26 protein-coding genes are annotated in these 26,354 nt (G+C 42.3%); 20 read left to right on the top strand and 6 right to left on the bottom strand.

The window, feature by feature from the left end:
• Positions 1-74 precede the first annotated feature (74 nt).
• Entirely contained in the window at positions 75-1,025 is a 951-nt protein-coding gene (locus JEY82_RS08265) for a hypothetical protein (protein ID WP_304084799.1), read from the bottom strand.
• Between the two features lie 286 nt (positions 1,026-1,311).
• Entirely contained in the window at positions 1,312-3,201 is a 1,890-nt protein-coding gene (locus JEY82_RS08270; RefSeq protein ID WP_304084801.1) for a molybdopterin-dependent oxidoreductase, read from the bottom strand.
• Positions 3,202-3,263: 62 nt separating this feature from the next.
• On the opposite strand from JEY82_RS08270, the gene JEY82_RS08275 reads away from it, so the two are divergent.
• Complete coding sequence (locus JEY82_RS08275) at positions 3,264-3,401, top strand: hypothetical protein (RefSeq protein WP_304084804.1); 138 nt, start codon at positions 3,264-3,266, stop codon at positions 3,399-3,401.
• A 192-nt stretch (positions 3,402-3,593) separates the two neighbouring features.
• Here JEY82_RS08275 and hisG read toward each other — a convergent pair whose 3' ends face one another.
• From hisG to JEY82_RS08290, 3 genes are all read right to left on the bottom strand, one after another.
• The gene (gene hisG, locus JEY82_RS08280) at positions 3,594-4,469 is read right to left on the bottom strand and encodes an ATP phosphoribosyltransferase (protein ID WP_304084806.1); all 876 of its coding nucleotides are present in this window, start codon (positions 4,467-4,469) and stop codon (positions 3,594-3,596) included.
• Positions 4,469-4,843 carry a phosphoribosyl-AMP cyclohydrolase gene (gene hisI / locus JEY82_RS08285; protein ID WP_092158000.1) on the bottom strand — a complete coding sequence of 125 codons (375 nt, stop codon included), beginning with the start codon at positions 4,841-4,843 and terminating at the stop codon, positions 4,469-4,471. The genes hisG and hisI overlap by 1 nt, the downstream gene beginning before the upstream one ends.
• A 165-nt stretch (positions 4,844-5,008) precedes the next feature.
• Positions 5,009-5,446: a Fur family transcriptional regulator gene (locus JEY82_RS08290; RefSeq protein ID WP_304084810.1), complete on the bottom strand. Its 438-nt coding sequence runs from the start codon at positions 5,444-5,446 to the stop codon at positions 5,009-5,011.
• 171 nt (positions 5,447-5,617) lie between these two features.
• On the opposite strand from JEY82_RS08290, the gene JEY82_RS08295 reads away from it, so the two are divergent.
• The 18 genes from JEY82_RS08295 (at position 5,618) to fliQ (ending at position 23,407) form a co-directional block, all read left to right on the top strand.
• Positions 5,618-6,007 carry a hypothetical protein gene (locus tag JEY82_RS08295; RefSeq protein WP_304084811.1) on the top strand — a complete coding sequence of 130 codons (390 nt, stop codon included), beginning with the start codon at positions 5,618-5,620 and terminating at the stop codon, positions 6,005-6,007.
• A 194-nt stretch (positions 6,008-6,201) separates the two neighbouring features.
• Positions 6,202-7,575, top strand: a complete 1,374-nt coding sequence (gene nhaA, locus JEY82_RS08300; protein ID WP_304084813.1) for a Na+/H+ antiporter NhaA — start codon at positions 6,202-6,204, stop codon at positions 7,573-7,575.
• The gene (locus JEY82_RS08305) at positions 7,572-8,234 is read left to right on the top strand and encodes a DUF3431 domain-containing protein (RefSeq protein ID WP_304084815.1); all 663 of its coding nucleotides are present in this window, start codon (positions 7,572-7,574) and stop codon (positions 8,232-8,234) included. The genes nhaA and JEY82_RS08305 overlap by 4 nt, the downstream gene beginning before the upstream one ends.
• Before the next feature lie 204 nt (positions 8,235-8,438).
• The gene (locus JEY82_RS08310) at positions 8,439-9,050 is read left to right on the top strand and encodes a TetR/AcrR family transcriptional regulator (protein WP_304084817.1); all 612 of its coding nucleotides are present in this window, start codon (positions 8,439-8,441) and stop codon (positions 9,048-9,050) included.
• Entirely contained in the window at positions 9,034-10,047 is a 1,014-nt protein-coding gene (locus JEY82_RS08315; protein ID WP_304084819.1) for an efflux RND transporter periplasmic adaptor subunit, read from the top strand. The genes JEY82_RS08310 and JEY82_RS08315 overlap by 17 nt, the downstream gene beginning before the upstream one ends.
• 52 nt (positions 10,048-10,099) lie before the next feature.
• Positions 10,100-13,273 carry an efflux RND transporter permease subunit gene (locus JEY82_RS08320; protein WP_304084820.1) on the top strand — a complete coding sequence of 1,058 codons (3,174 nt, stop codon included), beginning with the start codon at positions 10,100-10,102 and terminating at the stop codon, positions 13,271-13,273.
• 49 nt (positions 13,274-13,322) lie between these two features.
• On the top strand, positions 13,323-13,616 hold the full coding sequence (locus JEY82_RS08325) for an Hpt domain-containing protein (protein WP_304084822.1): 294 nt from the start codon (positions 13,323-13,325) through the stop codon (positions 13,614-13,616).
• A 123-nt stretch (positions 13,617-13,739) separates the two neighbouring features.
• Positions 13,740-16,133 (top strand): type I DNA topoisomerase, encoded by a 2,394-nt coding sequence (gene topA / locus JEY82_RS08330; protein ID WP_304084824.1) that lies wholly within the window; start codon positions 13,740-13,742, stop codon positions 16,131-16,133.
• Positions 16,134-16,424: 291 nt separating this feature from the next.
• Positions 16,425-17,339, top strand: coding sequence for a GTPase Era (era, locus tag JEY82_RS08335; RefSeq protein WP_304084826.1), 915 nt, complete (start codon positions 16,425-16,427; stop codon positions 17,337-17,339).
• A 178-nt stretch (positions 17,340-17,517) separates the two neighbouring features.
• Positions 17,518-18,219 (top strand): YggS family pyridoxal phosphate-dependent enzyme, encoded by a 702-nt coding sequence (locus tag JEY82_RS08340; protein ID WP_304084829.1) that lies wholly within the window; start codon positions 17,518-17,520, stop codon positions 18,217-18,219.
• Between the two features lie 35 nt (positions 18,220-18,254).
• Complete coding sequence (locus tag JEY82_RS08345; protein WP_304084832.1) at positions 18,255-19,016, top strand: motility protein A; 762 nt, start codon at positions 18,255-18,257, stop codon at positions 19,014-19,016.
• Between the two features lie 64 nt (positions 19,017-19,080).
• Positions 19,081-19,920 (top strand): flagellar motor protein MotB, encoded by an 840-nt coding sequence (locus JEY82_RS08350; protein ID WP_304084835.1) that lies wholly within the window; start codon positions 19,081-19,083, stop codon positions 19,918-19,920.
• A 14-nt stretch (positions 19,921-19,934) separates the two neighbouring features.
• The gene (locus tag JEY82_RS08355; RefSeq protein WP_304084837.1) at positions 19,935-20,666 is read left to right on the top strand and encodes an OmpA family protein; all 732 of its coding nucleotides are present in this window, start codon (positions 19,935-19,937) and stop codon (positions 20,664-20,666) included.
• 34 nt (positions 20,667-20,700) lie between these two features.
• On the top strand, positions 20,701-21,201 hold the full coding sequence (gene fliL, locus JEY82_RS08360) for a flagellar basal body-associated protein FliL (protein WP_092157970.1): 501 nt from the start codon (positions 20,701-20,703) through the stop codon (positions 21,199-21,201).
• 98 nt (positions 21,202-21,299) lie between these two features.
• The gene (gene fliN / locus JEY82_RS08365) at positions 21,300-21,977 is read left to right on the top strand and encodes a flagellar motor switch protein FliN (RefSeq protein ID WP_304084841.1); all 678 of its coding nucleotides are present in this window, start codon (positions 21,300-21,302) and stop codon (positions 21,975-21,977) included.
• The gene (gene fliO, locus JEY82_RS08370; RefSeq protein WP_244512179.1) at positions 21,970-22,338 is read left to right on the top strand and encodes a flagellar biosynthetic protein FliO; all 369 of its coding nucleotides are present in this window, start codon (positions 21,970-21,972) and stop codon (positions 22,336-22,338) included. The genes fliN and fliO overlap by 8 nt, the downstream gene beginning before the upstream one ends.
• The gene (fliP, locus tag JEY82_RS08375) at positions 22,280-23,065 is read left to right on the top strand and encodes a flagellar type III secretion system pore protein FliP (RefSeq protein ID WP_304085067.1); all 786 of its coding nucleotides are present in this window, start codon (positions 22,280-22,282) and stop codon (positions 23,063-23,065) included. Before fliO ends, fliP begins: the two co-directional genes overlap by 59 nt.
• A 72-nt stretch (positions 23,066-23,137) precedes the next feature.
• Positions 23,138-23,407: a flagellar biosynthesis protein FliQ gene (fliQ, locus tag JEY82_RS08380; RefSeq protein WP_092157964.1), complete on the top strand. Its 270-nt coding sequence runs from the start codon at positions 23,138-23,140 to the stop codon at positions 23,405-23,407.
• Positions 23,408-23,492: 85 nt separating this feature from the next.
• Here the strand turns inward: fliQ and rlmB are convergent, their stop codons facing one another.
• The gene (gene rlmB / locus JEY82_RS08385; RefSeq protein ID WP_304084847.1) at positions 23,493-24,248 is read right to left on the bottom strand and encodes a 23S rRNA (guanosine(2251)-2'-O)-methyltransferase RlmB; all 756 of its coding nucleotides are present in this window, start codon (positions 24,246-24,248) and stop codon (positions 23,493-23,495) included.
• Between the two features lie 452 nt (positions 24,249-24,700).
• On the opposite strand from rlmB, the gene JEY82_RS08390 reads away from it, so the two are divergent.
• Complete coding sequence (locus JEY82_RS08390; protein ID WP_304084849.1) at positions 24,701-26,317, top strand: LysM peptidoglycan-binding domain-containing protein; 1,617 nt, start codon at positions 24,701-24,703, stop codon at positions 26,315-26,317.
• The last annotated feature ends 37 nt before the right edge of the window (positions 26,318-26,354 follow it).

Genomic DNA, 26,354 nt, shown 5'->3' on the forward strand with positions numbered 1-26,354 from the left:
TACTAATCATTAGATTATAGCTGAGTCAACGGTCTTTTTGCAAACGATATTAATACAATTTTTAAGTGGGAAAGTTATGTTTCATCAATCAGGTCACGAACTTCACGGAAGAACGAAAGAAGGAAGATTTGGTCTTTAGATTCGGAATTGATATCCAGGCGGTTAAAGAAGGAAACGATGTTTCCTTTAGGTGTTTTTGTGCGTTGGAAAAAAAGCTCGTGGAGTGGACCTGTAGGGGATTTAAAAGAAAGAATCCATTCACGTCCTTCTTTACGCCATATTTTATTCGAATTGAGAGCTTTTTTAGTTGTTATGAGTTCAACCAGCTCTTTAAGTGTAAAAGGCTGGCCGGGTTTTCCCGGCATACCCAGAAAATCACCGTTTTCAGAGTGGATTACAACTGGAAGTTCAAGGAAGTCTTTTTCAGGATAAATCTGACTGGAGTCTGATTCCAGAGTGTACGAACTGGAATCGCCATGGTCTTTTTTGATAGTAATAAGTTTTTTGGCGGTAACTCTCTCAGGTTGGGGTAAACCGGTAGCGGAGGAAAAAATATTTTTAATCTCTGAGATTAAGTGTTCATTATCAGAGTTATTCGAATCATGTTTTTCTATAAGCTTAAATAACCCTTTTTCAATCTTTCCAAGGCGCTGTTCGGCTTTTGCCTGAGCAGTTACAAGTCCTGCCATGCCATTCATCATTTGCATTGTTATGCGGGTAAGTTTTTCTAGTTCTAGACTAGAATTATCTTTTGGTTCTGTGGTTACCGATAGGTGATGATTCTCTTTAACAGACTCAAATTCTACAAGAAGTTTGTCGCGAATCTGCTTTGTCGATAGGTTTTTCTCAAATAGTTCTTTTATCCGCAAACAAAGTTTGTCCGCGCCTTTTTTGAATCGCAAAGGTTTACCGTGTCCGGCAATCAGGAAGAATTCAGGGAATTTTTTACGATAGCTTTTAATTGTGGTGACAGACACGCCTGAGGTCGCGGCGAGGTCTTTGTGTGTGAGTGTGTCTGTGCCCATCGGTCAGGATTATCCTGTTTTTGAGTTTTTTTTAGGTTGAATCTTAATGGGGCAGGACGGACCGGATTCAGGATTTCGCGTTTAGTTCTTTTGAGTCGGGTACCCATATAACTGAGGCGCGAATAAAAACCCTTTCCGGTTCCGTCCAATACCGCATTCTGTCTATTTAGGAACGATCTATGGGAGGTAGATCGTCGCCTTCAGAGTGCGATGCAGTGAAATTTTTATTCTTTATGGGTTATCGATAACTGTAATCGTCTGACAGGTCAATAGGGAGTGTCTTTGCCTATATCCTTTCAAGCCACGCTTTCTGACTGTAGTAAGCTGTTCCGAATCCTAAATCTGTAATCAGCGGTTCTATAATTTTGTTAGAGCTGTGATCATGTTTCAACCAGCCGCCTCTTCTGATGATTGCAGCGTCCGGGTGTATTGTTTCGTCAAAACATATTTTAATTTTCATGCTGCCAAGTTTTGTGGTCAGCATGGCCTTCTCTCCTTCTTTTAAGTCATTAAGGTTTGGAGATTCGGGAGATATGATAAGTTCAGGTGTTCCGGCTTGATGTTCTTCTGGGATTTGTGAATGTAAGTAATTTTTTCTGAGCAGGGATAATAAATTAAAGCCTTTCCCGTTTGATTCTTCGACACTGAGCTTTTTGGGAAGCGTAAACTTCCCATTATTGGATTTAAAATTGAAGCTTTCGTACGCAATTGAAGGCCAGTCACATTTCGCAAATCCTTTTTCCTTTAGTTGTTCAAAGGTAAAAAGGGTGGTTGAAGATTTAAGTGCTTTTTCAAAACAAAGTTCAGCTTCCGGAATCAGGTTTTTGTCCAAAACCATAGCTGCCAGTGTTTTGATTATTTCAAAATCAGATTTTACTGAGCCTCGCGGAGTTAAAACTTTTGCAGACCAGTTGACGTAATTGTGAAGCGCACTGCCAATAATTTCATCACGTTCCATGGTCAGGGCGCAAGGCAGGATTAAATCAGAACGCATGGCGGTGTCATTCATGAAAGCGTCAACTGTTACAACAAATTCGCAGTTTTCAAGGGTGCGGGCGGTGGATTCACAATTCGGAGTTTGGTTTGCCAAATTCGTACCGTCAATCCAGATAAATTTTACTTTTTTTTCTCTCTTCGCTAGTTCGCTTTCAAGTTTTTGCAGGAGAACATTGTTATCGTTTTTTGTTTCGGGAGTAGCCGCCCATGATGAAAAATTTCGGCCTGATGAAATGTTATAATAAAAGCCTGTCCCGGATTTTCCCATTTGTCCACTTAGCGCGCATAGTGAGCAGATATAGGAAATGTTTTCACTTCCAAAGGTGTGTCTTTGCACTCCCCAACCGATAAGCGACGATACTTTTTTGTTCGATATATAGATCTTACTAAGTTCTCGAATAGTTTTTAAATCTACTCCGCAGAGTTCAGATAGATTATTGAGATCAAAGGTTTGAATGAGCTTTTTGAACAGTTCAAATCCGCTGCTTTTTTTAATTAAGCTAGAGCTTATTTTATTTGATTCAAGTAAAATTTTGATTAACGCTGCTGCCAGAAATCTGTCTGTGCCGGGCCGGATTGTGATGATTTTGTCACTGAATTTTTCGTTGCCGTCGCCGCCCGGAGAAATGGAAATAACAAGTTTGTCTTTTTTTATGGCATCTTTGATATACGCAGCGGTGTGAAGAGAGCTTCGGGAAAGATCTTTGCCCCAGTTGATTATTATATCGGCATTGCTGAGTTCAGATAAATCGTTTTGCTCAAGCGACCCGAAGGCTCTGACTATTGCTTCACATCCGGCTTCGTCGCAAAGGGACCCGTAAGTTTCAAGAGTTCCAAGTGTTCTGAAAAAAATATTGCTGGCATCAGCAAGCACGCCTCTATAGCCGTAACCACGGACATGCAGAATTTCTTGAGGATCTAATGAATTGAGTTTGTCAGCGCAGAGTCTAAAAGCTTTTTCCCATGAGATCAGCTCAAAGGAGCCGTTTCTTTTTAATAGGGGATTAGTAATTCTATCTGGATGATTGATGCGTTTTAAAAGGTTTTTTCCTTTTGCACATATAAATCCATTGGTAACGGGATGTTCAGGATTGCCTTTCAGGATGATCTTATTGTTTTCCGTTTCAACTACGAATGAACAGCTGTCGGGGCAATCTAATGAACATGCGGATATTTTCATTGATGACCTCTTAAAATTGGATCGTTTTTTTATTCAAAGCTGAGTCAGCAGGGGAATCAATTTTGAAAGCGTGTAAGCAGGGAAATTATGAAAAGAACAGCCAGCGCCGCCATCAAAATAGTGTTGATATTGATGCCGCCTTTGAGTTTCTGTTTTCTCCGGTACCCGAATATCAGAAAGAGGATGAATATGAATATTAGCAGCTTGTACATATGATAGAGGGAGCCATCGAAATATTATTTAAGTAAAAATCACATCTGACGCGTTTAAATCAGTTTGCACGATTTAAATACGGTCCGCCAGAGTTTTATCAGCTTGAAGTTGTATCCGGAGTGATTAAATGAATGGTTTGATTAAAGGGGAAGAAAGTCTTCCCCTTTAAATATAGTATGTTAGATTACTTTATTAAGCGGATACTCAATAATTCCTTCTGCGCCCATTGTTATGAGTTCAGGGATGAGTTCGCGGACAGCAACTTCTTCTATCATGATTTCAACTGAAACCCATGCTGCATCGGAAAGCTCTGAAACAGTAGGAGAGTTCAGGCTTGGCATAACTTTCATTGCTTCGGGAAGAATAGCTTTAGGCATATTCATCTTAAGGCCGACCATTTTCTGAGCTTTAAGTGCGCCCTGTAGAAGTAAATTGATGTTTTCAATCTTTTTACGTTTCCAAGGGTTAGCCCATGCTTTTTTGTTGGCAATCAGCATGGTGTTTGTGGACATCAGGTCGGATATAATGCGAAGTCCGTTTGCTTTGATGGTTGTACCTGTTTCGGTAACTTCAACGATAGCATCGCAAAGCCCTTCTACAACTTTCGCTTCTGTTGCGCCCCATGAGTATGAAACTTCAACTGGAACGTTGATTGATTCAAAGTATCTTTTGGTGAAGCCCATAAGTTCTGTGGAGATTCTTTTGCCGGCAAGGTCTTGTGCTGTCTGGTAAGGAGAATCTCCTGCAACAGCGAGAACCCAGCGTGCTGCGCGGTTGCTTACTTTGGAGTAAACAAGGCTTGAGACTTCAACAACATCAGATTCATTTTCGAGGATCCAGTCTTTTCCGGTAAGTCCTACATCAAGAGTTCCGTTTTCAACATACTGAGAAATTTCCTGCGCACGGCACATGGCACATGTCAGTTCCTCATCGTTGACATCCGGGAAATAATTGCGGTGGTGCAGATTTATTTTCCAGCCTGATTTTTCAAAAAGATTGATTGTAGCATCTTGTAGGGAGCCTTTAGGAAGGCCGATTTTGAGCATATTGGACATTATTTGTAAACCTCCTTGGGGTCAAAAATATAGGGCGCGCATTCTGTAACGGCGCCGTCCTTAAGTTCACGGAAAAAACAACTTCTGTAACCTTTGTGGCACGCAGCTCCACCGATCTGATCAATCAGCAAGACTAACGTATCGTCATCACAATCAATTCTGATGGACTTTATTTTCTGAACATGGCCTGATGTTCCGCCCTTATGCCAGAGGGTGTTACGACTTCTGCTCCAATAATGAGCATCACCGGTTTCAAGGGTTTTGTTCCATGCTTCCTCGTTCATGTATGCCATCATCAGGACTTCTCCTGTTTCGGCATCCTGTGCTATGGCAGGTACGAGTCCGTTCATTTTTTCAAAATCAGGCTTCATCATACAATCCTCTGATTTGGTAGGCGTTTGCAGCCGCTTGAATTTTAAAGTTTTTAAGGAAAGATTACTTCGGATACTCACCAATCTGAATTAGTCCCTATAAGCGAAAAAAAGCGCCGGCCTGAGTCTCAGGCGGCGCTTTTAAGTGTGCTTGTAGGTAAATGCGATTTATTCGCTTTTATCCTGACACTCCTTACAAACGCCGAAGAGGTACATTTCATGATGGGTAAGCACAAATCCGTGCTTCTTTGCGAGTTCTTCCTGAAGATGTTCAATTTCAGGATCAACGGCTTCAATGGTCTTGCCGCAATGTTCGCAAACTAAATGGTCGTGATGATCATGACCATATTTATGCTCATAACGGAGCACGCCATCATTGAAATCAACAGCCTTAGCAATGCCGGATTCGGCTAGGAGTTTTAGGGTACGGTAAACAGTCGCCTGTCCGATGGAAGAGTCTTCTTTACGGATAAGATTGTACAGTTCTTCAGACGAAATATGCCCTTCTTCATTAAGAAAAGCTTCAAGAATAGCTCGTCTCTGAGGGGTCATTTTAAGTCTCTGTTTGGACAGATATTCTGAAAAAATGTCTTTCGCTGATTTCATTAACTGTACTCGATTGACTGATTATTACCGTTATTGATAAATTTTTCTACAATGTAATAAAGGTAAATGTCAAATCCTCATTGCTCATATTTCGACATAATAGTATCAATGTCGCAACTTAAAGGCGATTTGAAGTTATATATGGGTAAGAATTTTACAAGGAGCTTAGAAATGGAACTTGATAAATTTATAGCCGAATGGGATCAAGACCCCGCCGGTGTTAAAGAAACATTTATTACATTAAAAACTTTGCTGGAATCACTTGATGCAACTGATCTGGTTTTTAAAACCAGACCGGGTGTAACTTATTCTCTTCGCGGAGTAAAAAATACGCAGAGCAAATGGCCTCTTTATGTAATGGTTGATGTAATAGATGATGATCCTTCCGATCGCTGGCTTTCAGTTTGTTTTTTCGGTGATACAATAACCGACCCTGACGAACTTGGTGATCTTGTTCCCGGTGGACTGCTCGGTGAAGACGGGCATTGTTTCGATGCAGACAGCCCTGCTATGAAGGATTATCTTGTAGCCAGAATTACGGAAGCCCACTCAAATCAGTAGGTTGACGAAGACTTACGCTTCGCTTTTACTCTAAAAAAATAACTGGCATGTATTTAAATACATGCCAGTTATTTTTTTCTGCGAGTTCGAAATTAATAAAAGCTTTCTTAGTTTTTTGATTGAATAATTGAGCTTTTTATTGGTATCCCGTAGTTTGTTTTGTCTCATTGCTATTGAAAAAATACGGAGTGATTATGAGTGAACAGGAAATTCATACTCAGGAAGATTTGCTTGTTATTGAAAAAATGCTGCTGCCGTTTAATCAATTTGTAAAAATTGAATCATCCGGTGGGGTTGTACTTATACTTTGTACTATTATTGCTTTGATATGGGCGAATTCCCCTTTGGCTCATTATTATGAAGAATTCAAAAATATTCCTCTTACGGTCGGAGCCGGGGAGTTTATTCTTTCGAAGCCTGCAATTCTATGGATTAATGACGGCCTTATGGCTGTGTTTTTCTTTTTGGTGGGGCTTGAAATCAAGCGTGAAGTCTTAGTCGGGGAGCTTAATTCCTTGAGGCAGGCATCATTACCGATTTGTGCAGCTGTGGGGGGGATGGTTGTCCCTGCTCTTGTCTATGCCTATTTCAATTACGGTACGTCTTCTGTACACGGTTGGGGCATTCCTATGGCGACTGACATTGCGTTCAGTCTCGGGGTACTTTCTCTGCTGGGTGACCGCGTGCCCGTCAGTCTGAAAATTTTTCTAACAGCAATCGCTATAGTTGATGATATCGGGGCCATTCTGGTTATCGCTATTTTTTATTCTTCTGGTGTATCTCTTTGGATCATAGGTCTCGGACTTTTATTTTTCCTGGTGATGGTCATGCTCAACCGGATGGGGGGCAGAGCTCCTTTTCCTTACCTAATTCTGGGTGTTTTTATGTGGTTCGCATTTTTAAAAAGCGGAGTTCACGCGACGGTTGCCGGAGTTTTAGCAGCAATGACAATTCCAGCTTCCACAACTCTTTGCTGTGGAAATTTTGTTTCTTCGATTCGTAAAAGTCTTATGGAATATGAACTTGCAGGAGGTAGGAGCCCGGTTACTCTTTCCAATAAGGAAATGCTTTCTTCGCTTGAGGAGATGCACAATGATATTTTAATGGCTTCACCCCCTTTGAAAAGGATTGAGCATAATCTTCATTATTTTGTAGCCTTCGCTATTATGCCGATATTTGCTCTTGCAAATGCCGGAATAAGTTTTTCTTCGGATAGCGGCGGCGGACTTGATGTTTTTCACCCGGTAAGTATCGGTATATTTTTTGGGCTTATTGTTGGTAAAACTGTCGGGATCTGTCTGGCCAGCTGGGTGGCTATTAAAATTGGTATTGCGGATAGACCTGTGACCATGCAGACCGGACATTTTTTAGGAGCAGCGCTACTTGCCGGTATCGGTTTCACCATGTCTATTTTTATTGCCACTCTTGCATGGGGAAATCATGCGGAATTTATTGTGGATGCAAAGTTCAGTATTCTGGCAGCCTCCGCGGTAGCAGGGCTTCTTGGTTTTCTTGTTTTACGCAGCTGTTCGCTTTCACTTACATGCAACAAGTCTAATCAGTTATGACAATCGAGTTAAGCAAAGAGCAGGTGCAGGCTGTTGTGGCTCGTTACAGTGAAGATCTTGAATGGGTTAAGGATCTTCATTGCTTCGCAACTGTTTATAACAAGGGAGAAACAGTTGTGGAAGGCGCAGTTTCTTTACCCAATATAGGCAGGGAGGCCCATACTTATCTGACTCATATTGTAAGGAATTATTCTGATCTACCAGAGTTTACGGTGTTTTTGCAGGGTGCACCCTTTTTTCATATGGAAGAGGGGGCTGATTGCACTACGTTGGTCAACCTTATTCAGGCAACGGTTACAAAAAATGTTCCTTTTAAGGGATTTGCCTGGTTCAGGCTCCGTTGTGACCGTTTAGGGAGACCTCATCAAATGTCTGATCCTGCAAGCAGAGGAAAATGGTCAGGGTGGGGTAAAGATATTCCTGTAGGTGATTTGTATGAAAAACTTTTCAACCGGACCTCTCCTGAGCAATTTATTGCGAGCGCAGCTACAGGTCTTTTTATGGTTCGAAGAGATCGAATTCTTACCCGCCCCTTGGATTTTTATAAAAAAGCACTTTCGATAATTGAAGCAGATCCCCGTGATACGAATAACACCGGGCACGCCTTTGAACGTTTATGGCAGGTTATTTTTAACGGCAGCAACACTATAAATCCCTAACTTTTATATCTTTTACATTTATTTTACCCTCCTTTATTAATTAATTCATTACAAAGACAATTGATCAAAAATGTAAGGTCAGCCGCGACTTTTGTATGTATATTTTGTCTTGAAAAAGAGTGAACAGCGTTTACAAAGTGAGCACTGCTTGCTACTTCCATTCTTATGACAACATCCACCAGAAAGAAAATAGAACATGATCGTATGCGGCAGCTGATTATAGATGCTGCAAAAGAGCTTTTTGCCAAGGACGGTTTTGATAATGTTTCGATGCGCAAAATAGCTTCACGGATAGATTACAGCCCCGCTGCTCTTTACCGTTATTTTAAGAACAAAGAAGAGCTTGTTCTTTGTCTTCGAGAGGAAGGACATCAGAGGTTTGCTCAAATGGAAAAGCATCTGCCAGATATTGAAGATCCTTTTCAGCGGGTCAGAGAAGGTGGGCGTATTTATCTTAATTTTGCACGGGAAGAGCCTGAATATTATGATCTTCTTTTTATCAAAGCGACTCCATCGTTTTGTTCCTGTGAAAAATGGTTAGGCAAGCCTCATCAGAATTTCTTGAATTTTAAAGAGACCGTGCGCGAGTGTATTGCAACCGGAGTTGTGGGAGATATTTCGGTTGATACGGCTGTGGCGGCTTTGTGGGCTTCTGTTCACGGGCTGGCTTCGCTGGCGGCAACCGGCAAATTGCAATGTTGTTTACCTGATATCGATATGGATAATATTTTTGAAGATGTTTTAGATTTTATAACTATTCCGCAAATTGAGCGTGAAAAATTGAAAAAGGCTAAGCAATATGAAGATAAAACATAGCTGTATTGATTTTTTTCTTTCTTTTCTTTTGGTTGTGCTGCTTGGCCTGACAACTCCTACAACGGTTGGGGCTTCCTCGCCGGAAGTCTTTGAAGCCATACCGGCTGCACGGGTTATATCTTTAACCGGATTTACTAGACCGAGAGTCGAAATGACTCTGGTGAGTGAAGAGTCCGCTATGTGTATCAATGTTCATGCAGATATTGGAGACACAATAGGTGCAGATGGCTTATTTGCTGATCTTGATCCAAAGTTTATCAAGCTCGAAATCGCGCAGCTGAAGGCTGATACCGAGAGGCTTCAGTCCGATGTGCATTATTATCATAAAGAGGCTGAGCGTTATATTAAGCTGGTTAAAAAGAATACGGCCGCTCAGTCTGAGCTTGATTTGCATATCCGTAATCTTAAAAGCGCTGAAAGCCTTCTCAGATCGCTACAACTTAAACTTAACGTTGATCAGGAGCATTTACGCCGCTATACCCTGCGTGCTCCCGTAGGGTGGAAGGTCGTTAAGCGCTATATTGAGCCGGGAGAGTGGGTGACTAAAGGTGAAAAGGTCGCAGAACTCGGTAATTTTAAAGTTCTTTTAGTTCCCTATGCCCTTACAGTGAAAGAACTTGAAAAAATTAATAAAATGGAAGGCAAGGTGACTCTTGATCTCCCTGATATTGATAAATCTGTTGAAGCAAAGCTTGAGCGTATTTCTCCTGATTTTGATCCTGAAACTCGTAAAATTGATGTAGATTTTGAAATTTCCAGCGGAGATTTTAAGTTCAGAGGCGGGCTTCGTACAGAATTAAAGATAGAAATGCCTGATCAGGGAGGCTCTGTGATTGCCCCCGAATCTGCGATTGTTAAAGCGTATGATGACCGGTTTCTTGTCAGACCCGACGGCGTAAGGGTTAAAGTTTTAGTTCTTGGCAAAACCAAGGATGGAAAAGTCCGTGTCTCCTCAAGAGCCGTCAAAGCTGGTGAACAGTTTCTATTGAAGCCATAGTATTTTTTGAACGGTTATCAAGGTTAATTTCAATCTGACAAGGAGCCTTCACATGAAGGGGCTGATGCGGTTTACTCTGAAACAGACGGTTTTTATAAATATAATTTTTATATTGCTGATGGTGGTCGGTCTTTTCTGTGCATATGATCTTCCTGTTGAACGTTATCCGAATGTTCACATGGGTAAGGTTGTGATCACGGGATTCTTACCGGGGGCTTCCCCCGCAGACGTTGAAGCTCTAGTAACAAAGAAGATTGAAGACGCGCTTGATGATCTGGAGAACGTCGAATACATCCGATCACGCTCATTTCGAGAACGGTCGAGTGTTCTTGTAAAATTCATCGACGATACAGATTACAAAACAAGTTATGATGAACTGCGTTTCAGAGTTCTTTCTATTCAAAATGACCTGCCAAAAGAGATGGACCCGCCGTCCTTTATGGAAATTAATGTGAGTGAGTGGCTACCTGTTATCAGGGTATGTCTTGTGGGTGACAGGGCCAACCGTGCCCTTGCGATGATGGCGGACGAAATGAAGGTGCCGCTGCGTAAAATTACGGGAGTCAATCAAGTCAAGATTGAAGGCGAATATGTTCGAGAATTTCATGTAAATTTAGATCCTGAAAAATTAATTCGCACTAAGATAACTTTCGAAGATGCTGCCAGAGCTTTGGAAGATGCAAATATTTCTATTCCTGCCGGAGACTTTGTTTCTAATACCGGAGAGTATGTAATTGTTGTTGATGAACGGTTTCGTACCAGAGAGGAGATCGCGGAGACTATTATTCGCATGGACGGAGACGGTTCGTTTGTAACAATCGGTGATGTTATGAGTGATGCGCGGGTTTCGTACCGTGATCCGCAGGTGATAACGTCCATTAACGGTCAAAGTGCCGTAACTCTTAAAATCGTTAAAACGCGAGACGGTAACGCTGTTACGATTGCGGAAGAAGTTGAAGTTGTCGTAGCTTCATTTAAAGAAGCTCTTGAGCGTGAAGGGGTTAAACTTGTACTGACCAATGATCAGAGGCTTCATATTGATGAGGCCATGAAAACGCTGGGACTTAATCTGCTTGTAGGTATCGGGCTTGTCTTTGTGGTGATCTATCTTGTTATGGGGTTCCGTAATGCGATGTTGACTACAATCGGAGTTCCTTTTGCTTTTCTTGTGACTATGACAATCATGCATCTTACAGGTAATTCTCTTAATCAGATTACTCTTTTTTCCTTTGTGCTGGTCAGCGGAATAATTGTTGATGACGCAATCGTAGTCGTTGAGAATATTTTCCGTCATGTTCAGGAAGGTAAGAATCTACGGGATGCGGTAGTAGACGGAATTTCTGAGGTTTTCTGGCCTGTGATTTCAGCCACCGCCACGACTATTGCAGCTTTTCTGCCCATGTTGATTATGTCCGGATCGACAGGTGAATTTTTTGCTCAGGTTCCAAAAGCCGTAACCTTTGCGCTGATTGCTTCTCTGATTGAGTGTCTGGTGATTCTTCCTTCTCATTTTCTCGATTGGCCGGGAGCTAAAAAACTTTCCAAGGGAAATGATAAGTTAGCACACGAGCCTGTTTTTATGCGTCCTTTAAGGCGTTGGACTGATAAATTGCTTTCACTTGTTATGCGGTTCCGTTTTACTTCACTCTCTGTAGTTTTTGCTGCTTTTGTTCTGGCGATATTTATTCTGGGAGTATCTGTTTCCGGTGCAATTCCGTTGATTAAAATTAAGTTTTTCCCCGATGATTACAGCCTGTATTATATTGAAATGGAAGGTCCGGTTGCAACTCCCATTGAAATTACATCTGACAAGTTGAAAAGAATGTCGGTGTATATTGAAAAAATGGGACCGGGCATGTCTAAATCAGCTACTGCTTTTGCCGGATTCTATCAAAATGAAGATTATGAAATGGTGCATGGCAGCAATTTAGGCAATATAGTAATTGAACTGCCCGCAAAAAATAAACAGGTCTTTGCTGATGCTCCTGAAAATGATCCCGGAACTCATTTGGAATTTATCAGAAAGGAAATTGAAAAATTCGGTGAAGAGGGCTGGACTCTTCGCGTTCGTCCTGAAAAAGACGGACCTCCCACCGGAAAAGATTTAAACATTAGAGTGCTCGGCGCTGATCATGGGGCAGTGCAGGGACTGACAAAAGTAATACTTGATTTTATAAAAGGAAATGAAGAACTAGGGCCTGAGCTTGTTAACCTTGGTAAAGATGACGGTACTCCCAATAGAATCTTCAGATTTTTACCCATAAATGAACGTGTCGCAGAATACGGGCTTACCCCGAAGCAGGTTGCAAGATTATCCGGCTCGGTTTTGGATGGTCGTTTTGTAGGGGAATTCAGACTGGCTGACGAAGATGTAGACCTGCGTCTAAAGATAGATCCTGAATTTTTAACTTCACCTGAGGATGCTCTCAGCATTCCGGTACTGGAGCATCACGAAAGCCCTCTTAGGCTCGGAGATTTGTGTAAGGCTTCTATTTATATGGAGCCGGGGCAGTTCAACAGGTTTATGAGTCAACGTGCAGTGACGATCACAGCCAATATTAAACCGGGTTCAAGGCTTTCTTCACCTACAGCAGTAAACAGGATTAAAAAATTCTATGAATCCGTGCGCGGAGATTTTCCCGGAGCCTCTATTAATTTTTCCGGTGAATTTGAATCTACAAGGAAATCGTATACTTCCCTTATCTACGCTTTTTTTACCGCAATATTGATAATTTATCTGATTTTAGCGACTCAGTTTCAATCATATCTCCAACCCGTGATCATACTTTCCGCAGTTGTTTTTTCACTGACAGGGGTTATACTCGGCTCATTCCTGTCGCAAACCATTTTTACGGTGAACAGCTTTATTGCAACTGTAGGAGTCACAGGGATTGTTGTTAATGATTCGCTAGTGTTATTAGATTTTATTAATAAACTTTATCAGGCCGGATTGAGCCGCAAAGAAGCACTCCGTGAAGGTGTCAGAATAAGACTCAGGCCGATTTTGCTTACAACATTGACCACAACTCTCGGGTTATTGCCGATGGCGATAGGTTTTCCATCGTATTCGCTGGTCTGGGGAGCAATGGCATCAACTTTCGTAACAGGGCTTTGTACTGCTACATTCCTGACTTTGTTTATTATACCGGTCGAATGGGATCTTCTTATGGGATTCATGGAATGGAAAGAAAAGCGCAAAGAACGGAAGCAGAGTCTCCAGTCTTAAAAATAGATCTACAACGGTCCACAAAGTTTATTGTCTACAGGGGTGAAACGTGAATGAACTGGAAAAAAAGCTGGCTGAATTGAATGAACGATATGCCGCTGATCTTGGAGAGCGAGTTATGAAGATTGAAGGATTTTTGTCCGAGTATGCTTCATCCGGCAGCGAAGATGCTCTTGAAAATTTATATAAAGGAGCTCACGCTCTTGCAGGTTCAGCCAGAACTTTCGGACTTCCTGACGTAAGTGTGGTAGCTAAAGAGCTTGAGTTGTCCGCACGCGATTCAAATGATGTAAAATTTTTACAGACTAAGTTGACCAAGTTAAAAAGAATCATTTCTTCCTGATTGTTAGCGGGGTTAATAATAACCCTTATACCCTCTATGCACTTCTTTTTAAGGGCTATTATTTGTTTTCATGCTGTTTTTATGGTTGCATAGTGTCCTCTTGATGGTTATAGGCTCCAAACTATGAGTAAAGATCTTATTGTCGTCGAGTCCCCAGCAAAGGTGAAGACCATCAGCAAGTTTCTTGGTAAAAACTATCAAGTGGCCGCTTCAGTCGGTCACGTCCGCGATTTGCCAAAGAATAAGCTTGGTGTTGATGAAGAAGGTGATTTCACACCTCAATACCAGATCATCCCCGGTAAAGAGGATGTGGTAAGTAAACTGAGAAAAGCGGCAGCCAAAGCTGACCACGTCTATCTGGCACCTGACCCCGACCGAGAAGGGGAAGCTATTGGATGGCACGTTGCGGCCATTCTTGAGGACGTTAATAAAAACGTAAGTCGTATTCAGTTCAACGAAATTACCGCGCGCGCCGTTAAAGAAGCGCTTGAGAATCCCCAGCCGCTTAATGAGCAGCTTTTTGATTCTCAGCAGGCCCGCCGCATTCTTGACCGTCTTGTCGGTTATAAAATTTCTCCTATTTTGTGGAAAAAAGTTAAGCGCGGAATTTCAGCCGGAAGGGTTCAGTCCGTTGCGCTTAAACTTGTAGTCGAGCGTGAAAAAGAAAGGCGAGTATTTATTCCTGAGGAATACTGGCTCTTTAAAGCTGAACTGGAAGGCAATAATCCTCCTCCGTTCAGTGCCGATCTTTGGAAGTATAAAGGGAAAAAGGCCGAGATCAGTTCTGCTGAGCAAGCTGAAGCCCTTGAGAAGTCCGTTCAGGATGTTTCTTTTAAAATTACCGATCTTACTGAAAAAGAGCGCAAGCGTAACCCGCTGCCTCCATATATTACTTCTACTCTTCAGCAGGATGCTAACCGTAGACTGGGATATTCAGCCAAGCGCACCATGACTCTTGCCCAGAGACTTTATGAAGGGGTTGAATTGGGCGATAAAGGCACAACAGCTCTTATCACCTATATGCGTACTGACTCAGTCAGAATCGCGAATGAAGCTCGTGATGCAGCAAAAAAACTCATCCTTGAGAAGTACGGAAAAGAATTTTATCCCTCTAAGGCCAGAGTCTTTAAATCAAAAGGCAGCGCGCAGGATGCTCATGAAGCAGTCAGACCTGTTGATGCCGCGATTCAGCCTGATGATGTAAAACCGTTTTTGCCGGCTGATCAGTTTAAAGTTTATAAACTTATCTGGGACAGGTTCATTGCTTCACAGATGGCGCAGGCCCGTTTCTGGGATACTGTAGTGACCGTTGAAGCTGGCGAAACCATCTGGCGTTCCAAGGGCGAAAGATTACTTTTTCCCGGATTTATGCGCGTAACAGGTAAGACTGGCGATGAGAAACTTATCGAGCTTCCGAAGTTGGAAATAGGTGAGAATCTCAAGGTCAATAAAATTGATAAAGAACAGAAGTTCACTCAGCCTCCTGCCCGTTATTCCGAAGCCTCGCTTGTTCGGGAGCTTGAAGAAAAAGGAATAGGACGTCCGTCTACTTACGCTGCGATTATTTCTACAATTCAGGATCGCGAATATGTGGTCATTGAAGAGAAAAAATTTGTACCGACCGAACTCGGTTTTGTTGTCAGCGATCAGCTCAGTGAGCATTTCAAGGAATTGATGGATGTCGGGTTTACCGCCGCCATGGAAAAACAGCTTGATGATGTTGCTGAAGGTAAACTTCAATGGACTTCCTTGATGAGAACCTTTGCTGATGGATTCTATCCCACCCTTGAAACTGCGCAGAAAGAGATGAAGCGCGGCGGCGAGGATACCGGGATTATGTGTGAAAAATGCGGTGCTCCGATGGTTATCAAGTTCGGACGGACCGGAGAATTTTTAGGTTGCTCAAAATATCCTGAATGCAAAAGTATTGTTAACTTTACTCGTGATGATAAAGGTCAGATTGTAGTTCTGGAAGATCAGCCAGCCGAAGATACCGGAGTTACCTGCGAAAAGTGCGGCTTGCCTATGGCAATCAAGCGTTCCAGCAGAGGTGAATTTCTCGGGTGCACGGGTTATCCTGAATGTCGCAGTATTAAAAACTTTGCGCGTGATGATGACGGCGTTATTAAAGTTGTTGAAACGGAAGAATCGCAGGTTGTGGGCGTGTGCCCGGATTGTAAGGGTGATCTCATAATAAAGAGAGCCAGAACAGGAAGCCGCTTTATTGCCTGTAGCAATTATCCTGATTGTAAGTTTGCGAAGCCTTTTTCTACCGGAGTTAAATGTCCGAAAGAAGGTTGCAAAGGTGAGCTTGTAGAAAAAAGTTCTCGCCGGGGGAAAATCTTTTTCTCTTGCGATCAGTATCCTGATTGTGATTATGCCGTGTGGTATCCGCCTATTGATGGACCTTGTCCTAAGTGCGGACACCCTGTGCTTGTCAAAAAGACAACAAAAGCAAAAGGAACTCACATTGCCTGTCCTGAAAAAGGATGTGGCTATACTCAAGAAGAAGAGTAGTGAATATCTGCTTGTTTTATAAGTATATTTGTATGGCTCTAGATAAATGCTAGATTTTATCTAGGTTATAAATGTGTTTCAAAGCCCTTCCCGAGCATGCTTGGGAAGGGCTTGATTGTTAAAAGTATGGTTGCCTTTAGTTGTAAATAACTGACGATAAGAAAATTGGCGTGTACCGTTTTTTTCGTGTAGTTATTTCGGTAGAGAATAATTTAAAAACAAGAAAATATAATTTTTATTCCGCTTTTTTAAAAAAATATGCGGGTTTAAATAATAAATGAGGATAAATCAATGTCGGAATTTAAATTCGGATTTGTAGCGCTTCTCGGGCCCCCGAATTCGGGTAAAAGTACACTAATGAATCATTATCTCGGGCAGAAAGTGGCGATTGTCTCTCCCAAGCCCCAGACTACCCGTAACCGCATCAGCGGAATTCTCAGTGATGACGATTCTCAGGTAGTCTTTCTTGATACTCCGGGAATTCACAGAATGCGCGGAAAGATGAATCGTTTTTTGCTTGAGACCGCATGGGATGCTCTTTCAAGTTCAGATGTCATTGTAGTTCTTTTTGATGCCGCTTTTTTCGCATCCAAACCTCATCTGATGGAACAGGAGCTGGCTCCTTTGGTAAAGCCGGTCAACGGTTCAGGCCGTCCTGTTTATGTTGCAGTAAATAAAATCGATAAAGTTAAAGATAAGGCTATGCTTTTGCCGGTCATGGAAAAGGCGCAGGCAATGTGGCCGGATGCTGAATTTTTTCCGATTTCAGCACGCAAAGGAGACGGCGCGGACGTATTGCTTGATAAGATCAAAGCAGCACTGCCTGAAGGCGCTCCCATGTTCCCTGACGATCAGATTTCTACAGTTCCGATGCGCTTCATGGCTGCCGAAGTTATTCGCGAAAAGCTTTTCATGAGTCTTCAGCAGGAACTTCCTTATTCCACTGCCGTTGAGATTGAGTTCTGGAATGAAGATCCAGAGAAAAATCTTGTTAATATCGGTGCCATTATCTACACCACTAAGAGTAACCATAAGGGCATGATCATCGGTAAGGGCGGTCAAAACCTTAAGAAAATAGGAATCAAGGCCCGTACTGAAATAGAAGAAATGCTTGAGCAGAAGGTTATGCTTGAACTTTGGGTTAAGGTTAGAGAAGGCTGGACAGAAGACGTTGGGTTCTTGAGATCGATAGGTCTTGGAGAATAGCAGACAATCTGTTTTGTTGAGGTCATAAAAAAGAGAAAGCTTTTTTTAACCTGAGTGATTTGTTTTAGAAAGGTAAATGAAGAGCTTTCTTGTTCTTTTATTTTCTTTTTATTAAAGAAATATTTAATAACAACCGAAATTTAATATAAGCCGGTTCAATACGGTTGGTAGTAAGCAGATGGAAAGTAGGGAAAAAGAACTTATAGAAAACCTCGCGGCAGTTAATGAAGACGTTGCTGACGCAGTTGCAAAGACTGGAAGAAAGACCGGATCTGTTGCTGTTATGGCCGTTTCGAAGTTGCATCCGGCTTCTGATATTGAAATATTGTATCAAGCCGGGCATAAATGTTTTGGTGAGTCTTACGTGCAGGAGGCTCTCGCAAAACAGGACGAATTGGCTTCTTTGGATATTGACTGGCATTACATCGGCGGTCTTCAGTCCAAGAAAGCGAAGTATGTTTCCGGAAGGTTTTGCGCTATACATAGTGTTGATTCAATTAAGCTGGCAGAACTTTTGAATAAAAAAGCACAATCACTTGGTGTTGTTCAAAACATTCTGATTCAGGTTAATACCGCCGGAGAAGAGCAGAAAAGCGGAGTGTCCGAAGAGCAGCTCCCTTCGTTAATTGAAGGAATATCTACTTTGGATAATTTAAAGTTGACGGGTTTTATGGCTCTTCCTCCATTTTTCGGAGACCCGGAAGGAGCGCGCCCATATTTTGCAAGACTTCGCATGCTTTCCGAGGGCATGGAAAAGTTGTTCGGCATCAAGCTTCCTGAGTTGTCCATGGGGATGACCGGGGATTTCAGAGTTGCGATTGAGGAAGGCTCTACAATGGTCAGAGTCGGAACAAGAATTTTTGGTCAGAGATTGAGTTAAGTCTCCGGCTCACAACACAGGGATAGGCGGACTAAATGGATCTGGGTACCGTAATAGGAATAGTTCTTTCATTTGGACTGGTAGTCGCGGCTATCCTTGTCGGGAGTCCTTTGGGTATTTTTATTTCTGTTCCTTCTGTGTTTATTGTTATCGGAGGAACCATAGGAGCATCTCTTGTTAATTATCCTGCAGGACACATTATCGGTGTCGTAGGGGTTATCAAGAAAACATTTTTCTCAAGCCTTGAATCTCCTTCTGATATCATTGCTAAGTTTATGGATTTTGCCAATCGCGCCCGCCGCGAAGGAATCCTTTCTCTTGAACCTGCACTTAAAAGCATTGAAGATGACTTTCTGCGTAAAGGATTGCAGCTGACCGTTGATGGTCTTGAGCCTCAAGTAATTCAGGAAATTCTTGAAACGGAAATTCAGTACCTTGAAAACAGGCACGAAACAGGTGCTGAAATTTTGAAAGTCTTCGCTGATTTTGCCCCTGCAATGGGAATGATCGGAACTGTTATCGGCTTGGTACAGATGCTCCAGACCATGAGTGATCCTAGTTCAATCGGACCTGCGATGGCTGTTGCGCTGCTTACTACGCTTTACGGAGCGATTCTGGCCAACCTTGTGTTCACTCCGATGTCCGGTAAGCTTAAAACCCGCAGTAAGGAAGAAGTTCTTCTGCGTGAAATGGTAATGGAAGGTATCATTTCTATTTCAAAAGGTGAGAATCCCAAGATTATTGAAGAAAAGCTCAATAGCTTCCTGCCTCCTAAAATTCGTAGAATTGTAGATTAGGTTCGAAGTGTATTTTTTCAAATCCGGTTTATAATATGTTTTCAGGGATTTGATCGGGGGGCGAATGGGTAGAGAGAAAAAACAGATACCTCCTGAGGGGCAGCCGCTCTGGCTTATTACATTCAGTGATCTCATGACATTGATGCTCACTTTTTTTGTGCTTCTGGTTAGTATGTCGGTGGTTGATGAACGTAGAAAGTTGGTTGTTCTCGGATCAATTATCGGGACTTTCGGTTTTGGAACTAAAGGGTATGACGTTCTTTCCACGACAGATACGCGCAGAACTATTGAAGTCGGTCCGCTTGAGGTTAAGAATGACCTTGAGCCCGTAAAACCGATGCTCTGGGAATTTACAGAAGATGATTTGCGCTTTGAGTCTAATAGATTTGTTCAGATTATTTCTATCGGTGCGGATGTTTTATTTATGCCGGACAGTTCCGAACTTTCACTTGAAGGCCGGAAGATACTGGATACAGCTATTCCGGTTTTAAAACGTGTTACCAATCCTATTATGCTTGCCGGGCATACATCTATTTTACGGGATGAACTCGGTGATGATTACAGGGTGGAAGATAAGGATCTTCTTCCTGATATTTCATGGAAAATTTCATTGGACAGGGTGCTTTCTGTTTACACTCATCTTGTTCAGAGCGGCATGAATCCAGAGATGCTTAAAATAGAAGCTTTTGGAAAGTTTAATCCCCGCTATCCCAATGCTACTCCGGAGGGGCGGCTTAAAAATCGCAGAGTTGATATCGTGCTGGATACAAGAAATCCTTCTGTTGAGCGGGAACTTAAAGAATATCAGCCTAAAAAAGTAGAAAAGCGCGATGGCAGTTTTGATTATGACGGTTTCGTTTTTCCGATAAAGGATTCTGCGAAGCCAAAACAGAGCAAGCAGTAGCGGTTATTTAAATTATGGCTAAAAAAAAACAGAAAAAATTTCCTGATCCGGGTGGAGCCTGGCTGGTCACATTTTCTGATCTTGTTACGCTTCTTTTGACATTTTTTGTGCTCTTGCTCAGTATGGCATCCATGGATCAGAGTTTTATTACAAGGGTTACGATTACTCCGGCGGAGCTCGGTTTTCTCTCAAAAAGAGGATCAGGACGGGTTACAGCCAAAGTGGCTTTGGTCAGTGAAATGCTTGAGCGTCCCTGGGAAGTTCTCGAAAAGCAAAACAGAATTAAGGACTTGTTGTTTCCCGATGAGATTCTTCCCCCGGATATGGACAAGGCGACACTTGAAGAGAACCTGAAAGTTCTTGCAAAGCCGGAAGGGGTTGCCCTTGTACTTACAGACAAGCTACTGTTCCCGCTGGGCAAGTATGAACTTGATGACAATGCAAAAGTTCTGCTTTACCAACTGATTCCTGTTCTTGATTATCTAGGGGCGGCGGATATCAATATTTCTGGCTACACTGATGATGTGGGGGGAATGAGTCCTTCCAATTTTAAACTTTCGGGACAGCGGGCAATAGCCGTGCTTACTTATTTTGTTGAACAGGGTATTTCTAACCACAGGCTTACTATGTCAGCCTATGGTCCTACCTATCCGATGTATAGTAATACAACTCCGGAAAGCAGGGGCCAGAACAGACGAGTAGAAATTTTGATTAAAACAACTCCCCATTTGGGCGGGTATTCGTAATTTAGTAAAGTAACACTGGAGAGGGCTGAATATCATGGCCGAAGAAAATGGACAGGAAGCGAAGAAAAAAGGCAGCATGCTGAAGTGGATTATTCTTGTTCTGCTTCTTGCAGTTCTCGGCGGCGGCGGATTTTTCGCCTATCAGAAGTTTTTTGCAGGAGCGCCGGAAGATGCGGCTGAAGTTTCAAAAACTGAAGAAGCAGTTGATCCTAATGCGGCTCCTTTGCCAGGTGACGGTTTCACCGTTACTTTGCCGACCTTTGTTGTAAACCTTGCTGACCCGCTTGGACGAAGATATTTGAAACTGGGTATTGATGTAGAAGTCATTAGCGAAGAAGCTGTTGCGGAGCTTAATAAGAAAGAGCCGATGGTTAAGGATACGCTTATTCTGCTTCTTTCCAGTAAAACATTTCAGGATTTATCCAGCATGGAGAACAAGATTCTCCTAAAGAAAGAAATTGTAGACCGGCTTAACCAGATTATGGGTGGAGCTAAGGTTTCGCAGGTATATTTTACAGATATGGTTATTCAGTAGCACGCTTTTTGCAATTGCTGTATTGCTCTGTCGAGTTCTTGGCGTTTAATACAGATTATTCGGCAGGCAATAAATGATAAAGCCGGAGGTTTACGGGAATGATGTCTGATGATCTTGATCAGGATAAACTCGCACAGGAGTGGGCGGACGCGCTAACCGAAGATACGGATAGCGGTGATGCTTTGGGATCAGACCCCGGTGACGGCAATGATGACGCTCTTGCTGATGAATGGGCTTCTGCTCTTTCTGAGCAGGGTGACGATGCCGGCAGCGATGATGCTCTTGCCGATGAATGGGCGGCAGCTCTTGGTGAACAGGGCGATGATGCCGGAGCCGGAGATGCGGGGGGGGGAAGTGACGACGCTCTTGCTGATGAGTGGGCTTCCGCATTGGCTGAGGATACCGGAGATGATATCCGGAAAGAAAAGGAACAGGAATTTCTTCGTACTCAAACCAGAGACGCAGATTTTAATGATTTTACAAGCGAAGCAAAAAATCCACGTCATGACGGTTCAAGACGTGACCTTGATTTTATTCTCGATATTCCTCTTGATGTTTCAGCTGAACTTGGTCGCACTAAAATGCTTATTAATGAGCTTTTACAGCTTGGAGCAGGTTCTGTAGTGGAGCTTACCAAGCTTGCAGGTGAGCCGCTTGAAATTTATGTGAACGGAAAGTTGGTTGCCAGAGGGGAAGCTGTTGTAATTAACGAGAAATTCGGTATCAGACTTACCGATATTATCAGTCCTATTGAGCGGGTTAAACACCTTGCTTAACGCTTCTGTGCCGCTTGCTATGTCTGTCCCTGATGCAGGGGTCAGCTCCGTGCTTAAAATGTCGGGAGCACTTTTTTTTATTCTGGGAATGCTTCTTTTGGTTTTTTATTTTATGCGGCGTCTTAATCTTGGCGTATCCTTTTCCGGTGTGCGGAACAAAGAGTTGCAGATTGTAGAACGTCTCCCGCTCGGACCGCGTCAGAATATTACAGTTATTAAGTATCGCGGTCAGGATCTTGTGCTTGGTGTTACTCAGGATAAAATTACTCTGCTTCAAGCAAGGGAAGAAGTTCATGGAAAGGATGAAAAAGATTTTGCCGGATTTCTTAAAAAAGAAAATACCGGCTCTTCTGACTCTTAGCGCAATATTATTGCTGGTTCTGCCTGCGGTTGTATTTGCTCAGGATCAGACCATTCCTACTTTGACGCTGAATCTTGCTGCCGGGCAGGATGAGCCTGAACAGGTTTCGCGTCTGCTTGAAATTCTATTCTTGCTGACCGTTCTAGGTATGGCTCCATCCATACTTTTGACCATGACTTCGTTTACTAGAATTATTATTGTTTTCCACTTTTTAAGGCAGGCAATGGGCACACAGCAGATGCCGCCTAACCAGATTCTAGCCAGTCTTGCCATTTTTATGACTGTGGTAATCATGATGCCTACCGGTAAAGCTATAAATAACACAGCGTTACAGCCTTATTTGAACGAAGAAATCGGTTTTAAAGAGGCGTTGGATAAAGCGCAGATTCCTGTGCGGAAATTTCTTTTCAAGCATACTCGCGAAAAAGATCTTTCGATTTTTTATTCCATCACAGGTGAAGCCCGACCTGAAACAAAAGAAGATGTTAATACTATGCTCTTGGTTGCTGCTTACACAATCAGTGAGCTTAAGACAGGGTTTACCATCGGATTTTTGATCTATGTTCCATTCTTGATTCTTGATATGGTTATCGCAAGTATCCTGCTGGCAATGGGTATGATGATGTTGCCGCCTGCGATGGTTTCGCTGCCGTTTAAGATTCTTTTGTTTATTATGGTAGACGGCTGGTCTTTGCTGACAGGGTCTCTTGTTAATACATTTCAGTGACGAAGGGACTGGTTTGTCTTAAGCCGTCAGAGTTTTTCTTAAAAGTGGATTTGTCAATACACGGAGATATTTATGACCCCTGAATTCGTTATCGGATTCGCAAGACAGTCAATTGAATTGGCTCTTACGCTGGCATTGCCAATGCTTGGCGTCGGTTTGGTCGTAGGTATTTTTGTCAGTGTAATTCAGGCCGCTACTCAGATTCAGGAAATGACTCTTACTTTTGTTCCGAAAATTGTATCAATGTTTATTGCTCTTTTGATAGCATTCCCGTGGATTATGGATAAAATGATCGATTTTACCCGTAATATTTTTTTGAATCTGCCTAATTATATACGATAATTATTATAAAAATTTTTCGCAAAAAAGCCCTTGAAGCAGTTAGTCTTCAAGGGCTTTTTAATTAATTTGAGTAGAGCCGGTTTGATCAGCCCAGAGTTCTGGAAAATTCGCTGATGAGGATGGCGCCGGCTTGAGCGACGTTCAGAGAATCGAATTCACGTTTGAACGGGATGTGAATCAGTTCCTGACAGCGTTTTTCAACTCCCAGCCTGATTCCTTTTTCCTCATTTCCTAGAACCAGTATGGCCGGTCCCATGAGTTTTACGTCATATACGGGATTGGAGTCGTCAGCCAGTCCGGCTCCGTAAACATTTATACCCATATCAAGAGCTTTATCCAGAGCCTGAGATATATTGGAGACACGGGCTATAGGTAACTTGGTCAACGCTCCGGCACTAGCTTTAACAGCTCCCGGTCCGAGGAATGCGGCGCCGTGGCGAGCCACAACTATTCCTGCTCCACCGAGTGAATATAGTGTTCTGGCGAGCGTTCCGACATTTCCGGGATCTTGAACCTGATCGAGTACCACTAAAAGGGGAAGAGGAGCATCAGCGAGGTTTGCTAACAGTTCATCGAAATCGATAAATGAAAGCGCGGCCACTTTCGCAATCATCCCTTGGTGATTTCCCGTAAAAATACGAGCTAATTCTTCTTTGTCTGCAATTTTATATTTAATGCCGAATTTTTTACATCTTTCAATGGTTCGTTCGAAATTTTTGTCCTGACGGCCTTTTTGCACGTAAAGCATATCAATGCTCTTAGGATCGTTTAAAAGAAGCTCCTGGACGGGTTTGCGTCCTACAATGATGGTGTTCTCATCTTCTTGAGATCTGTTTTTCATTAAAAATACCTTATATTGAAAAATATTATTTATAGCACTTTCTCTTGCGAGCTTTCTCGCTGATTTTAACCCGATTAATCAAGGTAAATGAACAAAAAAATTGTGTTTACCTTATTCGCCCGTATTAATTGGCAAAAAAATAAGATTTAATATTTAGAGAAAAATCGTTTCTATTTCCTTTGTTCAGGTATGTACCTGAAACGGTTTCAAAAGACCTTAAAACCCTGTCGTTGAGCCGTTTCCGGCAATCTAGTCCTTTTATTTTGCTATTGCAAACCTTCAAACTTTAGGATAGCTCTACTATTGTTTGATAATCATCATTAATTTCTGTAAAAAATCATTATTTTTAGGTCCTTGAGACTTTTTTTCCTAATTAAACAATTAGAATCTATAGTTTTTCTAGATAATTTATGAAAAAAAACAATACATATAACGCAAGGTTGGAGCAGACAGTGAATAGCCCGAAATTATTTCGTTTAGTTGCGCTGTTGGCTATTTTTATTCTTTTTGCCGGTTGTGCACAAAAGACGGTAACTCCTGAATCAGATTCTGAAATTAATGTTTCTGAGAATAGCGCTGCCGAGTCTGAATATAAAGATTCCGAAGTAGAAACTCTTGACCCTGAACTTGAGTCAACTCCAGCCGAAACTGAAGAATTGACACCGGAAGAGCAGAAAGCTCTTCTTGCCAGCAGTTCAGGCATCAATTTTAATCTTGATGTTCATGATACAAAAGAAGTTCAGCAGTATTTCGGATATTTTACCCATAAAGCTCGTAAGACTTTTACTAACTGGCTTAAGCGGTCTGAACCCTTCTTACCTTATATCCGTGAAGTCCTTTCTAAGAACAATATCCCTGAAGATTTAGCCATGCTTCCTTTCGCGGAAAGCGGCTATAATACAATGGCTTATTCAAGAGTCGGAGCAGCAGGTATGTGGCAGTTTATGCCTTATACCGGTCGTCACTTCGGCTTACGGGTCGACTGGTGGGTTGATGAACGCAGAGATCCTTATAAATCCACTTTAGCTGCTGCAAAGTATTTGAATATCCTTCATGAGATGTTCGGAGACTGGTATCTTGCACTCGCCGCATATAATGCGGGTGAAGGAAAGATTGGCCGGGCTTTGAAAAAGACCGGTGCTGAAGACTTTTTTGATCTCACCAAAAAGAATCATAAGCTTAGTAGAAAATATAGACTGAGAGCAGAAACTAAAAATTACGTCCCTAAATTTATCGCTATTTCCAAGATCTTTAAAAATCTTGAACCGCTCGGGTTTGAGAAAATTAATTGGAATAATGGCATTAAAGTAGAAACAGTTAAAGTTCCCGGTGGAACGGATTTACTTGCTCTGGCTAAAGCCTGTGATATGAAATGGAATGATTTCCACACATATAACCCGCATTTCCGCAGACAAGTCAGCCCTCCTGATGCAGCCATCAATGCTTATCTTCCTTTGCAGGTGATGGTTAAAGCATCCAGTTATCTTGAAAGCCCACGCTCAAGACCTTTTGCCGGTTACAAACGTTACAAGATTAAAAAAGGCGACTCCTGGCATCGCATTGCTCATAACAACAGAGTGCCTGTCTCGGTTTTAAAAAGTGTTAATAATCGCAAGTCAAATCTGATTAAACCCGGTCAGTTCATTATGATTCCGGGTAAAGGATCGACAGCTTCTCTCTATACAAGACAGGTTACAAAAACACGCCGCACAGCTCAAAGCAGGGCAAACTACAGAGTGCGCAAAGGGGATACTCTCTGGGATATCGCAAGCCGCTATCAGGTAAGTGTCAACACACTTAAACGCTCAAACGGACTTCGTTCATCCAGACTTAAAATCGGACAGAAGCTTTATATTCCTGACAACTCAGCTAAGAGTTCCAGATCTTCTAAGGTTAAAGCCGGAACTGTTAATAACCAACTAGTTAAGTATAAGGTTAGACGCGGTGATAATCTTTACGGAATCGCTCGTCGCTTCGGTGTTAAGGTTTCGTCGCTCATGAAGTGGAACCGCCTTAATTCCAAGAGTATTATTCGCCCCGGTGACAGAATTAAAGTTTACGTTCAGTAGGCTTTAATAATTTGTTTATAAAGAAAGCCCGTTGCAG

Source organism: Maridesulfovibrio ferrireducens, from assembly GCF_016342405.1.
Taxonomy (GTDB): domain Bacteria; phylum Desulfobacterota; class Desulfovibrionia; order Desulfovibrionales; family Desulfovibrionaceae; genus Maridesulfovibrio; species Maridesulfovibrio ferrireducens_A.